Source organism: Dictyoglomus sp. SSW, from assembly GCF_055181335.1.
Map to the genome: position 1 here is coordinate 1,615,033 of NZ_CM143705.1, position 13,852 is coordinate 1,628,884.

Annotated in this window: 12 protein-coding genes; 6 read left to right on the top strand and 6 right to left on the bottom strand. The window is 30.9% G+C overall.

What is annotated here, in order from left to right; translation table 11 throughout:
• Position 1: 1 nt before the first annotated feature.
• Genes gcvPA through ACY3JM_RS08050 form a run of 6 tightly spaced genes read left to right on the top strand, consistent with a single transcriptional unit; the run spans position 2 to position 6,606 of the window.
• Positions 2-1,360: an aminomethyl-transferring glycine dehydrogenase subunit GcvPA gene (gene gcvPA, locus ACY3JM_RS08025; RefSeq protein ID WP_463083524.1), complete on the top strand. Its 1,359-nt coding sequence runs from the start codon at positions 2-4 to the stop codon at positions 1,358-1,360.
• The gene (gene gcvPB / locus ACY3JM_RS08030; protein ID WP_463083523.1) at positions 1,357-2,799 is read left to right on the top strand and encodes an aminomethyl-transferring glycine dehydrogenase subunit GcvPB; all 1,443 of its coding nucleotides are present in this window, start codon (positions 1,357-1,359) and stop codon (positions 2,797-2,799) included. The genes gcvPA and gcvPB overlap by 4 nt, the downstream gene beginning before the upstream one ends.
• Positions 2,796-3,599 (top strand): radical SAM protein, encoded by an 804-nt coding sequence (locus tag ACY3JM_RS08035; RefSeq protein ID WP_463083522.1) that lies wholly within the window; start codon positions 2,796-2,798, stop codon positions 3,597-3,599. The genes gcvPB and ACY3JM_RS08035 overlap by 4 nt, the downstream gene beginning before the upstream one ends.
• A complete protein-coding gene (locus tag ACY3JM_RS08040) occupies positions 3,596-4,549 on the top strand; it encodes a radical SAM protein (protein ID WP_463111250.1) in 954 nt (317 codons plus the stop codon). The genes ACY3JM_RS08035 and ACY3JM_RS08040 overlap by 4 nt, the downstream gene beginning before the upstream one ends.
• Positions 4,524-5,924 (top strand): CCA tRNA nucleotidyltransferase, encoded by a 1,401-nt coding sequence (locus tag ACY3JM_RS08045; protein ID WP_463083520.1) that lies wholly within the window; start codon positions 4,524-4,526, stop codon positions 5,922-5,924. The genes ACY3JM_RS08040 and ACY3JM_RS08045 overlap by 26 nt, the downstream gene beginning before the upstream one ends.
• Entirely contained in the window at positions 5,908-6,606 is a 699-nt protein-coding gene (locus tag ACY3JM_RS08050; RefSeq protein WP_463083519.1) for a DNA repair protein Rad50, read from the top strand. Before ACY3JM_RS08045 ends, ACY3JM_RS08050 begins: the two co-directional genes overlap by 17 nt.
• Here the strand turns inward: ACY3JM_RS08050 and ACY3JM_RS08055 are convergent.
• From ACY3JM_RS08055 to ACY3JM_RS08080, 6 genes are read right to left on the bottom strand one after another with little or no spacing between them, the layout of a single operon-like run.
• Positions 6,590-7,081 (bottom strand): hypothetical protein, encoded by a 492-nt coding sequence (locus ACY3JM_RS08055; RefSeq protein WP_463083518.1) that lies wholly within the window; start codon positions 7,079-7,081, stop codon positions 6,590-6,592. The two genes, ACY3JM_RS08050 and ACY3JM_RS08055, sit on opposite strands and share 17 nt — an antisense overlap.
• 14 nt (positions 7,082-7,095) lie before the next feature.
• Complete coding sequence (gene xerA, locus ACY3JM_RS08060) at positions 7,096-7,992, bottom strand: site-specific tyrosine recombinase/integron integrase (protein WP_463083517.1); 897 nt, start codon at positions 7,990-7,992, stop codon at positions 7,096-7,098.
• A 2-nt stretch (positions 7,993-7,994) separates the two neighbouring features.
• Entirely contained in the window at positions 7,995-9,314 is a 1,320-nt protein-coding gene (gene trmFO / locus ACY3JM_RS08065; RefSeq protein ID WP_463111251.1) for a methylenetetrahydrofolate--tRNA-(uracil(54)-C(5))-methyltransferase (FADH(2)-oxidizing) TrmFO, read from the bottom strand.
• Positions 9,293-11,383 carry a type I DNA topoisomerase gene (topA, locus tag ACY3JM_RS08070; RefSeq protein ID WP_463111252.1) on the bottom strand — a complete coding sequence of 697 codons (2,091 nt, stop codon included), beginning with the start codon at positions 11,381-11,383 and terminating at the stop codon, positions 9,293-9,295. The genes trmFO and topA overlap by 22 nt, the downstream gene beginning before the upstream one ends.
• Positions 11,383-12,468, bottom strand: a complete 1,086-nt coding sequence (gene dprA, locus ACY3JM_RS08075; RefSeq protein WP_463111253.1) for a DNA-processing protein DprA — start codon at positions 12,466-12,468, stop codon at positions 11,383-11,385. Before dprA ends, topA begins: the two co-directional genes overlap by 1 nt.
• A gap of 49 nt (positions 12,469-12,517) precedes the next feature.
• Positions 12,518-13,840 (bottom strand): NCS2 family permease, encoded by a 1,323-nt coding sequence (locus tag ACY3JM_RS08080; RefSeq protein WP_463083513.1) that lies wholly within the window; start codon positions 13,838-13,840, stop codon positions 12,518-12,520.
• Positions 13,841-13,852: the final 12 nt, after the last annotated feature.

The window sequence follows — 13,852 nt, forward strand, 5'->3', positions numbered from 1 at the left end:
TATGGCTTATATCCCCCATACTTCAAAAGAAATTTTAGAGATGCTAAAAGCCATAGGAGTAAGTAGTACTGAGGAGTTATTCAACGATATACCAGATGATATTAAGAAAAAAGCGAAAGAGAATTTTATTTTGCCTCCCCCAATATCAGAAATAGATCTTATCAACGAGATACAAAATTTAGCTCAAAAAAATAAAGGCGAAAAATTTATATCCTTCTTAGGGGGTGGTGCTTATAAACACTATATACCCCCCTTTGTTAAAATAGTAGCTCAATTTCCCAACTTCTATACTTCCTATACTCCATATCAGCCTGAAATTAGTCAGGGAGTTTTACAATCCATATTTGAATATCAAAGTCTTATATGCGATCTTACTCAGATGGATGTAGCTAATGCTTCCCTTTATGAAGCAGGCTCAGGTATTTGTGAAGCAGTTCTCATGGGAGTAAGGATAAATGGTAAAAAGGAAGTTTTAGTATCCGAAGGGTTACATCCAGAATATTTAGAGACACTTTATACATATTTAGGGGCTCAAGAAATTAACATTGTAAAGATTCCACTTAATAAAAATGGTGAAACAGATATTGATTTTCTAAAAGAAAAAGTATCCAATAATACTTCCTCTGTAATTATTCAAAACCCTAATTTTTTTGGAGTTATAGAAAAGGAATTAGAAGAAATAGAAAAAATAACCCACCAACATGATTCTTTACTAATACTTTCCATATATCCTATATCCTTAGGAATTTTAAAAGCTCCAGGAGAGTACAATGTGGATATTGTAGTCGGAGAAGGCCAATCCTTAGGTATACCATTAGGCTTTGGTGGGCCATATTTAGGTATCTTGGCTACAAAAAGAGAATATATAAGGCAAATGCCTGGGAGAATTGTAGGAGAGACAAGGGATATAAATAATAAGAGAGGATTTGTAAATACTCTTCAAACCCGTGAACAACATATAAGAAGAGCAAAAGCCACATCTAATATATGCACAAACGAAGCTCTCACAGCAATAATGGCTGCAGTATATATGTCTCTTTTAGGCAAGAAGGGTATTAGAAAAATTGCCGAAATTTGTTTCTCTAGAACTCATTATTTAAAGGATTTTTTAACTAAAGAAGGTTTTGAATTAACCTATCCTAATTCCTATAATTTTAACGAATTTGTTTTAAAAACTCCAATAGATAGTAATATAGTTATAGATGCACTCAAGAAAAAAAATATTATAGCAGGAATTCCTCTTAAAAGGTTCTATCCTGAAAGAGAAAAAGAAATCCTCATTGCAGTTACTGAGATGAATTCATTAGATGATATTAGCTTTTTAGTAACTTCTTTAAAGGAGGTCATATATAAAAATTGAATAAAGAAATACCTCTCCTAAAAGATTTACATGATAATAACAGACCTACAATCAATCTTCCAGATCCTTTAGAAGATTATCTTCCAGAGAGGATCTTACCTGAAAAATTAATAAGAAAAGACATACCTATTCCTCAAATAAGTGAGCCAGAAGTAGTGAGACATTTTACCAATCTTTCTCAAAGAGGTTATGGGGTTGATACAGGTTTCTACCCTTTAGGTTCATGTACCATGAAATATAATCCCAAAATAAATGAAGAAATAGCAAGCTTTCCATTATTTGCTAATTTACATCCCTATACTCCAGAAGATTTATCCCAGGGAAGTTTAGAAATTATCTATAAACTTGGAGAATATCTATCTAATATAACAGGCATGGATAAATTTACTTTTCAACCTTCTGCAGGAGCTCATGGAGAACTTACAGCATTGTTAATTATTAAAGCATATTTTAAAGACAAAGGAGAGAAAAGAAAAATTGTATTAGCTCCAGATTCAGCCCATGGAACAAATCCTGCAAGTGCAACAATGGCAGGATTTGAAACTATAGAAATACCATCTGATGAAAGAGGACTTGTAAATCCTAATATATTAGCAAAATATCTAAATAAAGATGTGGCTGTTTTAATGCTAACTAATCCAAACACTCTTGGTCTTTTTGAAAAAGATATATTGAAGATTTCCCAAATGGTACATGAGACAGGAGCTCTTTTATATTATGATGGAGCAAATTTAAATGGTATCATGGGATATGCAAGACCTGGTGATATGGGATTTGATGCTGTCCATATAAACCTTCATAAAACTTTTTCCACTCCCCATGGAGGTGGAGGCCCAGGAGCAGGTCCTGTAGGTGTAAAATCATTTTTAAAAGATTATTTACCAAAACCAACAGTAGAATTTGATGGAGAAAGGTATTATCTTAATTATGATATCAAAAAAAGTATAGGAAGAGTAAGAACGTTTTATGGAAATTTTTTAGTACTTCTAAAAGCTTATTGCTATATTAGACTTCTTGGATCTGAAGGTTTGAAGAATGTTACCGAAATAGCTGTATTAAATGCCAATTATTTAAAAGAAAAATTAAAAGATCTTTTCCATCTACCTTACCCTGATCTCTGTAAGCATGAATTTGTTCTCTCTGGTAAAAAACAAAAAGAAAAAGGAATTAAAGTACTTGATATAGCTAAAAGACTACTTGATTATGGAGTACATTCTCCTACAATATATTTCCCTCTTATAGTAGAAGAAGCTTTAATGATTGAGCCTACAGAAACTGAAACCAAATATACCTTAGATCAATTTGTAGAAATTTTAAAAACTATTATTAAAGAGAGTGAGGAAAATCCTGATATATTAAAATCAGCCCCTCATAATACACCTGTAGGTAGATTAGATGAAGTATATGCAGCTAAAATGCTAAAGGTAAACTGGAGATGATATCAGTAAAACCTATTAGAACCCTTCCACTAAGTATCACAGGGGAATGGTGTGCTTTGCAATGTGATCATTGTAAGGCTCACTTTTTAAAAAATATGACAAATATAGATCATCTTTCAAAAAAGCTTGAGTTAAATTATTTTAAAAGTATTTTGGTTAGTGGCGGATATAATAAAAAAGGCTATCTTCCCCTCTCAAAATCCTCTATAAATCTTATGAAAAAATTAAAAGAATCAGGATATAAACTAAACTTTCATATGGGTCTTATAGATGAAAAAACAATTAAACATTTAATATCACTACCAGATATGGTTTCATATGATTTGATGTTAGATGACTTTGTTATTAAAAATATTTTTCATCTTAAGGATAAGAATAGTAACGATTTTAAAGAAGAATACTTTATGATAAAAGAATATTTTCCAATAAGTCCTCATATCTTAATGGGAGCTAATTATGGAAAGATAGAAAAAGAATATGAAGAAATAGATTTTTTATCTAAAGATCCTACTCCTGAGAAAATTATATTCATTGTGATTACTCCCATTCAAAACACGTCTTTCCAAGAAATATCTTTACCTTCTATAAAAGAAGTTGAAGAACTTTGGAATTATGCTAAGAAAAAATTACCTAATACTAAGTTTTATCTTGGATGTGTACGCCCAAATGGTAATTATAGATATGAATTAGACTCTCTAGCCATAGACCTTAACTTTCATGCTATTGTTAATCCTCACCCTGAAGCTATAAAATCCCAGAATAATATAAAAATCTTTGAAGAATGCTGTGCCCTATTATGAGATTTGGAATTTCTTCGGGTAGTTTGGAAGTACTTAAAAGAAAATATATAAAAGAAGATTCACCAACAACTTTATATCTTATGACACTACAAAAATGTCTCAATAATTGTGCCTTCTGCACTCAAGCAAGAGGAAGTCACGTTAATGTTTTTATGCTTTCAAGAATTACATGGCCTTTCATAGAAATAGAAGATTTAATAAACCTATTAGAGGAATATAATCCTTTTAAAAGATTATGTTTTCAAGTGACAAATCATCTAAGTTGGGAAAAAGAATTAGTTGAAACAATAAAACTATTTAAAATCTTCAATTTACCTATTTCTATTTCTGCCCCCTTCAATAACATATCTCATATAGAAAAATTCTTCGAATTAGAAATTGATAGAATAAACATATCTATTGATGCGGTAGGAAAAGATCTTTTTAGAAAAATAAAATATGGAGAATTTGAAGAAAGATTAGAGTTTATTAAAGAAGCAAGTATAAAGTTTCCTTCCCAAATCACATCTCATATAATTGTAGGATTAGGAGAAGAGGAAAAGGAGTTAGTTTACATTATAGATAAGTTATCAAAATGGAAGGTAACAGTAGCTTTATTTGCATTTACACCTTTAAGTGGAACTCGTCTTGAAAACATGAACCCTCCTAATTATTACAAATACAGAAAAATACAACTTATCACTTTTCTTTTACAGAGAAATTTAATCTCTTTTGATGAATTGTCATTTGATAAAAATGACAATTTATTAATTACGGAGGATATTTTATCATTAGCAGAGCCTTTTTTTGAAATAATTTTTAAAACGACCGGATGCCCTAATTGCAATAGACCTTATTATAATGAAAGCCCAAGAATAGTACCTTATAACTTCCCAAGAAATTTAAAAGATATAGAGATTGAAGAGATAAAATATCTACTAAGAAATGGAAGGGCAAGAATTAATTTATAAAACGTTAAAAATAGTACGTGATTATGCCAAAGCTAATCATTTAAAAATCTATATAGTAGGTGGTTTTGTAAGGGATTACCTTATTGGAAAAGAATTAAAGGACGTAGACTTTTTAGTTTACCCTTTAAATTATAATTTTTTATTTGATCTAACTAACCTTTTTAACGGTAAACTTATCAAATTAGATGAGGAGCGAGAGTATTACAGAATAATTATAAATAATAATGATGGAGACATCATTTTAGATTTTACCCCCATATATGAAAACAATTTACTATTAGAACTTCTAAGGCGTGATTTTACTATAAATTCTATTGCATTAAATCTTTTCAGCTTTAAAATAATTGATCCTTTAAATGGCTTAAAAGATTTAGAAAGAGGAATACTAAGAATATCTTCACCTAACTCCTTTAAGGAAGATCCTTTAAGGATTCTAAGAGCTTTTAGATTTTTAGGATATGGTTTTAAAATAGAAAAAAATACTTATAAGAAGATTATAGAAGATAGAGAAAAATTAAAATCAGTGAAAGCAGAAAGGATACACGACGAAATTTACAAAATACTAATTTCGTCATTCTCAAGTTATCTATGGATTAAAATGGTAGAAACAAAAGTTTTAGAGGTTATTTTACCAGAGCTTTTTGTATTAAAAGATATTCCATGGAGTAATCCCCACCATGAAGATCCATTGAGGCATTCTATAACTTCTTTATCTGTTCTTGAAGATTTAATATACAATATAGAATCTATTTTTCCAGACTCATATCAACAAATCTTAGCATACTTAAATGAAAAATTCTTTTCAAACTATACAAAGCTTGAAACTCTAAAATTAGCAGTATTACTTCATGATATAGGTAAATCTGAAACTTTTTCTATCGATGAAGCCTCTTTAGTTCATTACTATGGACATTCACAAAAAGGAGTTGAACTTTTAGATAATATAGGAGAAAGATTGAAGTTAAGTAAAAAAGAAATAATTTTTTTAAAAAAACTTATTGGGACTCATATGTACCCTTTAAGCTTCATACAAAATCCAGTATCAGACCCTATTTATAAACTCATTTTAAGAGTAAAAGATGATGTGCCTGCTTTGATACTACTCTTTATGGCTGATCAAATATCTATTAAAGGTAAAATAGAAAACTTGAATTGGTATAGGAAAATATTAAATGAATTTTTCAAAATAAAAAATATTCCTAAACCCTTATTAACAGGTAATGAAATCATGGAAATATTTAATCTAACCCCGTCTCCCCTAATAGGTAAATTAAAAGAAAAGCTTATAGAAGCACAGATGAATAATAAAATATCTACAAGAGATGAAGCCATAAGATACCTTAAAGAAATATTGAAAAATGAAACCAATAGCTAAAAAAATAATTGAATATACTATGAAAGATCTTTTTTATAAATTAAATTTTCCTTTTGAGTGGGGAAGAGAAAGTTTATATCAATTATATTTTTATGAAAAAGGAGAAGAACGAATAATAGAAGAAAGTTTCAAAAATTATAAAATCTTTCAGAAATGGATGAATTCACATAACATTATTCTCTCTGATTTTATAGAAAAACTAAAAAGCATTAGAGATATAAGGAGTGATTTTTTAAGCTTTAAACGTTCTTCTCTTAAAGATTTAATTAGAGATTTATACAATATTATAGACGATATCAGAATATTTATTGAAAAAAATAGCATACCTTTACCTCAAGATATCTATATACCAGATATTAACATATTAGGTCCTGAAAATTTTACATGGGAAGTTCTCTCTTTTTATATCAAGTCTATAAGGTTTATTACATTCTCTATCAATTTTTTTAATTATCCCCAAATATCTGAAGAAATAATTCTTTATAACAACAGAAGATATTTTCCCGAACATTCTTACAAGTTAATAGATGAAAAAGTATATCTTCAAGACTTAATTCTATCTTGGTCGGGAATACCTTCTCAAAACTATATAAAAGAATTTTATCTTCCAAAAGATATAAAGTTAGAAGATGGACTTGAATATTTTACAATAAAAAACAAAATATTTATCTTTCATAAATAATCAATTCCAATTTCTTTAACCAAAATTCCCCACTTGCATCCTTCTCAAGAATTATCTCTATAATATTTGTTTGACCTACTATCCAGTACTTTGTAACATCAAAAGAAGGAGTAATATAATATTCACTGCCAAAATCAAAACCTGAAATCACATTTTTTGAGTTTACATATATGGAAATAGGAGCCCATGTTTCTTCAGTCATAAAAGAAGAACTCATACCTGTAATCTTTAAAACTACTCTTTTGGGATTAAAAAGAGGAGTTACTGGAGTATATAACTTCAACTGTCCTTCTGCCCTTAACATAGCCAAATGATATTCCCCATTACTTCTTTCTAATACTACTCCTTTTCCCATCTCAAAAACTAAATTTCCCTTGGGAGGATTTTTAGAGAAATCAATGGTAAAACTTTGTTTTGCAAGTCCTATATTTAGTAAAAATAAAAGCATTATAAAAAGAGACATATATCTTTTCATGCTTAAACCTCCTTTTATTCTTCTTTTTTAGCTCTTGGATGAGCCTTTGTGTAAATATTTCTTATCTGTTCTGAAGTAAGATGAGTATAAATCTGAGTTGTAGAAATTCTTACATGACCCAGAAGCTCTTGTACATACCTAAGATCAGCTCCTCCTTCTAAAAGGTGTGTGGCAAAGGTATGTCTTAAAATATGAGGAGAAACCTTTTTTTCTAAAAATTTAGTATATCTTTTCAAAATTAACCTTACTCCACGATCTGTAATTCTTTCTCCTTTAGCATTTAGAAAAAATGCCTTTTCAGGTTTCTTCAATAGTTTAGACCTTACATGATCATTATAAAGCTGTAATATCTTTAAAGTATTTTCTTCAATTATCACTACTCTTTCTTTAGCCCTTTTTCCAAAAACTCTTATCTCTCCATAATTCCAATTAATATCTTCCTCATTTATACCTACAAGCTCACTTACTCTTATCCCTGTAGCATATAGAGTCTCTAAAATAGCTCTATCTCTTATACCCAAAAGATTATCTAAGGATGGAGCATCGAGAAGTTTATATACCTCATCAATAGATAAAAACTGAGGCAATCTTTTCTCTATTTTAGGTATAGGAATGAAAACAGTAAGATCTTCTTTAATTTTATCATAGGTAAGAAGATATTCAAAAAAACTTCTTAAAGAAGTTAATTTTCTTGCAATAGTACTCTTCTTATAGTTTTTTTGAGCAATATTTTGTATGTAAGACCTGATCACTCTTTTATTCGTAAAATCCAAATCTCTCTCTTTACAATAATTATAGAAATCCAAAAGATCAATATTATAACCTCTCAAAGTATTTGGAGAATAATTACGTTCAAATCTCAAATAATTAAGATATCCTTCTATTTCTTTTTTTAAATCCAATTTTGTCATTTCTATATATTGATCGCAAACCTCCTTATCATATCCTCAAGATCCCTTAATGCTCTCTCGGCATATAATCTATTTCTCATCTTCCTATCTTTAACAGGCATATCTAAGGGAGTCAAAATTCCAAAATTAGCATTCATAGGCTGAAAATTCTTTACAGGTACTTTAGTAGTCACATAACCAATAAGAGCCCCTATCATTGTAGTATGAGGTAATATTATAAGTGGTTTTCCTTTATATAAACGAGCTGCATTTATTCCAGCTATTATTCCCATACTCGCAGATTCCATATATCCTTCTACACCAATAACCTGACCAGCAAAAAATATTCTCTCGTCTTTAGCAAATTGTAAGGTTGGTTTTAAAAATTTAGGGGCATAGAAATAGGTATTTCTATGCATTACCCCATATCTTGCAAATTCAGCATTTTCAAGTCCAGGAATTAATCTAAAAACCCTCCTTTGCTCTTGAAATTTAAGTCTTGTCTGAAAACCCACCATGCTATAAAGGGTTTTTTGTATATTTTCTGGTCTCAATTGAACCACAGCATAAGGCTCTTTGCCTGTTTTTGGATCTGGAAGACCAACAGGTTTCATAGGACCATAACGTAATGTATCTATACCTCTTCTTGCCAAAATTTCTATAGGAAGACATCCCTCAAAATATTTTTCTTCACCAGGGAAATGTGATTCCACTACATCGGCATTTATCAATTCATTCACAAACCTTTTATATTCTTCCTCATTCATAGGACAGTTTAAATATGCCTCTTCCCCTTTACCATATCTTGAAGCACTATAAACCTTCTCAAAATTTATACTATCAGCATAAATAATAGGTGATACTGCATCATAAAAATACAGAGAATCCGTATCTAATATTTCAGTTAAATATTGAGCAAAATCAGAAGAAGTTAGAGGTCCCGTAGCCACAATAACAACTCCATCAGAAGGAATTTTTTTGACTTCCTCTCTTATTATAGTTACATAAGGATTTTCCATTAATATCTGTTGCACCTTTTTAGCAAAGAGTTCTCGATCAACGGCCAAAGCAACACCGGCTGGAACCTTCGTTTCTTCAGCAACTTTAAGAACTAAGGAATCAAGCCTCCTCATTTCCTCTTTTAAAAGTCCTGAGGCATTTGTAATCTCTGTAGATTTAAAGGAATTACTACAGACAAGTTCAGCTAAATATTCCGTTTTATGAACAGGAGTCATAACTTGTGGTCTCATTTCGTATATCTCTACAGGAATTTTTCTTTTAGCAAGTTGCCAAGCAGCCTCAGCTCCTGCAAGTCCTCCACCTATGATTTTGACTTTTTCCATTTTCTATTCCTCCCTTTCTTCCATAATATGTAGTTACAATCATTATTACTACATTTTTTAAATCTGTTGCTCTCTAAAAGAGTACTACCACATATTGGACACTTTTCGTGAGTAGGCTCATAGGGCGATGCAAAAGTACATTTAGGATAATTTAAGCATCCCCAAAAAGTCTTTCCTTTTTTAGATCTTTTTTTAACAACAGTACCTCCACAGAGAGGACATTTGCCTTTTGCTTCATCATATATTGGTTTCGTATACTTGCAGTCTGGATATCGTGAACAAGCATAATATTTACCATTTTTATTTTCTCTAAGTTGCAAATCACTTTCACAAATGGGACATTTTTCATCAGTTTTTTCAGCAATTTGTACCCTATCTGAATTTTTATAAACTTCCTCTAACTCTTCTTTAAATTTTGGATAAAACCTCTTCAAAACATCTATGGCTTCGACTTTTCCTGTCTCAATTTTATCTAGATCTTCTTCCATCTTTGCTGTAAATTTCACATCAATTAGATTAGGGAATTTCTCGACTAAAAACTCATTAACAACTTTTCCTAAGGTAGTAGGTACTAAAAATCTGTCCTTAACAACCACATATTCTCTTTCTTTTAACGTTTCTATGATAGTAGCATAGGTGCTTGGCCTTCCTACTCCAAATCTTTCTAAGGTTCTCACCAAAGTAGCCTCAGAATATCGAGATGGAGGTTTTGTAAAATGCTGTTCCGGATATAGATTAAGAAGATTTAAAAGATTACCTTTTTCTGGAATATATTCTACTTGTTTATCAGTTTCAGATTCTTCCTCCTCTTCATGATAAACTGACATAAAACCAGGAAATTTAAGTTTCCTTCCTTTTGACAAAAATAGATACTTATTTCCTTCCACATATATTTCTACCACATCATAGATAGCTGGAGCCATTTGACTTGCGATAAATCTTTCCCATATAAGTTTATAAAGCTTAAATTGATCTTCTGAAAGATAAGGCCTCACCATTTCTGGTAATCTAAAGACTGAAGTTGGCCTTATAGCCTCATGAGCATCTTGAACACCAAGTTTCTTCTTCGTCTTTTTCTCCCCTCCGATAAATTCTTTTCCAAAATTCTCTTCTATATATTTAATAGCCTCCATTCTTGCTTCAGGAGCTATTCTTGTAGAATCGGTTCGCATATAAGTTATAAGTCCTATTCTCTCTTCTCCAATATCTATACCCTCATAAAGAGTTTGAGCAATTTTCATAGTCTTTCCAACAGGAAAGGCATATCTTCTTGAGGCCTCTTGTTGTAAAGTACTTGTTATAAAAGGTTGAGGCGAGGACTTTTTCTCTTCCTTTTTAATTACATCTTTTACTATATAATTTATTCCTTTTAACTCTTCTAATATCTTATTCACTTCTTCTTCATTTTTTAAATTGACTTCTTTACCTTCATATGATATGAGTCTTCCATATATTTTCTTATTTGTTTTATCTGAAAACTCTCCCCATATATACCAATATTCTTGGGGTATAAATTGCTCAATCTCCTTTTCTCTTTCACAAATAAGCCTCAGAGCTACTGATTGTACTCTCCCGGCAGAAAGTCCTCTTTTAACCTTTTTCCATAAAAGAGGACTAAGTTCATACCCAACTAATCTATCCAAAATTCTTCTTGCTTGTTGGGCTTCTACTTTACTGATATCAAGATCCCTTGGATTATTTATTGCTTCTTGTACTACCCTTGGAGTTATCTCATGAAATTCTACTCTTGAGAATTTATCTTTTGGAATATTTAATACATTAACAAGGTGCCATGCAATAGCTTCTCCTTCTCTATCAGGGTCTGTAGCTAAGTAAAAATGATCTGCTTCTTTTAATAGTTCCTTTAGATTCTTAACAACTTCTTTTCTTGAAGGGATGATTACATATTTAGGCTTAAAATTATCCTTTATGTCTACCCCAAGTTCCTTCTCGGGTAGATCTCTTACATGACCATAAGAAGCAACTACTTTGAATTCTTTACCAAGTATTTTTTCAATTGTTTTTGCTTTAGCTGGAGATTCAACTATTACAATCTTTTTGTTTTTCACTATAAATTATCACTCCTTCTCCCATATCTATTCCCTGGAAATTCTTCTACAAGGCCTTTGGCTTGTAAAGAAACTATTATAAACATTAATCTTGATATATCCATGTTTAATTTGATCATTAAATCCTCAATAAATATAGGATTAAAATTTAAAAATTGCAATACCTTTTTTTCATCTTCTGTTAAAATAACATCTCTTTTAGGTTTATAAATAAAAGGTATGTGAAATTCTTCTAATATATCTATTATATCTAACACCATTTTTGCTCCTTCTTGAATTAACTTATTTGTTCCTTTACTTCTTTCATCTATTATTCTCCCTGGAACAGCAAAAACCTCTCTCCCTTCATTCAATGCAAAACTTGCTGTTATTAGAGCCCCACTTTTCTCTCCTGCTTCTATTACAAATACCCCCTCAGATATTCCGCTAATAATCCTATTTCTTTGTGGAAAGGTATATCTTGTAGGTCTTGTACCTAAAGGATACTCACTTATTAAGGCTCCATTTTCTATTATTCTTTCTGCTAAAATTCTATTTCCAGAAGGATATATAAAATCTAAAGAACTACCAAGAATCCCATATGTTCTTCCTCCACCCTCTAAAGCTCCTTTATGAGCATATGTATCTATCCCATAAGCAAGACCACTTACTATTATAAATCCATATTTTACTAATTCTCTTGAGAAATACTCAGAGATTTTAATTCCATATTGGGTGGGTCTTCTTGTTCCTACAATAGCTATATATCTTTTACCAATAATATTTCCTCTATATGTGAGAAATAACGGAGGATTTTTTATCTCTTTGAGTAAAGGTGGATATTCTTCGTCCCATAAAGTTGTAAGTTTATAGTCTTTTTTAACAAGTTTTTCCCACAAGTCTTCCCAAGAAATCTTTCTTTTAAAAATTATAAATTCTTGGATCAAGGAAGAATACGAGAATCTTTCAAGAATTTCCTTATCTGATAAAAGGAAAAGTTCTGGTGGCGAAATAAAATCTATCCATTCCCTCCATCTTCTATATAAAGGAGGAAAATAACTTAAAGAATATATAAATGGTTTATCCTTGGGATTATAATTATACATTAATTATCAAAATATTAGGGGGACTAAATAATCCCCCCTAATATTTCTTTTAAAGAATAAAGTAAAGAATAAATAATACAGCCAATATTATTAACACTGGATTTAATTTTTTAATTTTCCCTGTAAGAAGGTTTAATATTACATAAGAAAGAATACCAAATATTAACCCATTCGCTACCGAATAGGTAAAAGGCATAGCCACTATAGTAATAAAAGCAGGAAGAGCTTCCCCTATTTCCTTTAAATTGACTTTTAATATAGGTTCCATCATAAGGAAACCGACAATAACTAAGGCAGGAGCAGTAGCGGAAGATGGTATAATCCCAGCAAGAGGCCAAAAAATTACAGATAAGAGGAAAAGCAATCCTACTACTAATGAAACAGCTCCTGTTTTACCTCCTTCTGCTATTCCTGCTGCAGATTCAATATATGTAGTTATAGTTGAGGTTCCACACAATGCTCCAGCTACAGTTCCTACCGCATCAGAAACTAAAGCTCTATCAGAACCCTCAAAACTTCCATCCTCCCTAAGCATATTAAGCTTAGCTGCAAGTCCCGAAATAGTACCTACAGTATCAAACATATCTACAAAAGTAAATGTAAAGATTATAGAAAATAATCCCCATTTTAGAGCCCCTAAAATATCTAATGCTAAAAAGGTTTTAGAAAACTCTTCCCAATTAGGAAGGGCTATTATATTTCCTGTAAAATAGGTGATAGGTTGACCATTGGAACCTTTTACAAAAATGCCTATAAATGTAGTAATTAATATCCCTAATAATATATTTCCTTTAACGTTCAATGCCATAAGTAAAGCAATAATAATAATCCCAAAAATAGAAAGCAAGGTTTCTGGAGATCCTAAATTGCCTAAGGATATTAAAGTAGCATCATTCTTTACTACAATCCCTGCAGATTTTAATCCTATAAGAGCTATAAAAAGTCCTATACCTACTGAGGTTGCCATCTTAATATTAAGTGGTATAGCTTGTACAATCCATCTTCTTACTGGAAGAATCGATAAAATTAAAAAAATGATCCCATCTATAAATACTGCTCCTAATGCAACTTGCCAAGGAAGACCTATTCCTTTACATACAGAATAAGCAAAATATGCATTAAGTCCCATACCAGGAGCCAAAGCAAAAGGAAGTTTTGCATACAATCCCATAGTCAAAGTAGCAATTCCAGCCCCAATAGCGGTTGCCATCAAAACAGCACCTTTTGGCATTCCTGCATCTCCTAATATGTTGGGGTTTACAAACAAAATATAAGCCATGGTAATAAAAGTAGTAAGCCCTGCAATGATCTCGTTAGACCAATTAGTCTTAAATTTCTCAAAGCCAAAATATCTCTCCAAAGCTTTAATCAATACAAAAACCCC

Coding starts and splice junctions, on each gene's coding strand:
- ACY3JM_RS08055 (WP_463083518.1), bottom strand. CDS start 7,081: ATGAAAAGATATATGTCTCTTTTTATAATGCTTTTATTTTTACTAAAT.
- ACY3JM_RS08040 (WP_463111250.1), top strand. CDS start 3,596: ATGAGATTTGGAATTTCTTCGGGTAGTTTGGAAGTACTTAAAAGAAAA.
- dprA (WP_463111253.1), bottom strand. CDS start 12,468: ATGTATAATTATAATCCCAAGGATAAACCATTTATATATTCTTTAAGT.
- trmFO (WP_463111251.1), bottom strand. CDS start 9,314: ATGGAAAAAGTCAAAATCATAGGTGGAGGACTTGCAGGAGCTGAGGCT.
- ACY3JM_RS08035 (WP_463083522.1), top strand. CDS start 2,796: ATGATATCAGTAAAACCTATTAGAACCCTTCCACTAAGTATCACAGGG.
- ACY3JM_RS08045 (WP_463083520.1), top strand. CDS start 4,524: ATGGAAGGGCAAGAATTAATTTATAAAACGTTAAAAATAGTACGTGAT.
- gcvPA (WP_463083524.1), top strand. CDS start 2: ATGGCTTATATCCCCCATACTTCAAAAGAAATTTTAGAGATGCTAAAA.
- xerA (WP_463083517.1), bottom strand. CDS start 7,992: ATGACAAAATTGGATTTAAAAAAAGAAATAGAAGGATATCTTAATTAT.
- ACY3JM_RS08050 (WP_463083519.1), top strand. CDS start 5,908: ATGAAACCAATAGCTAAAAAAATAATTGAATATACTATGAAAGATCTT.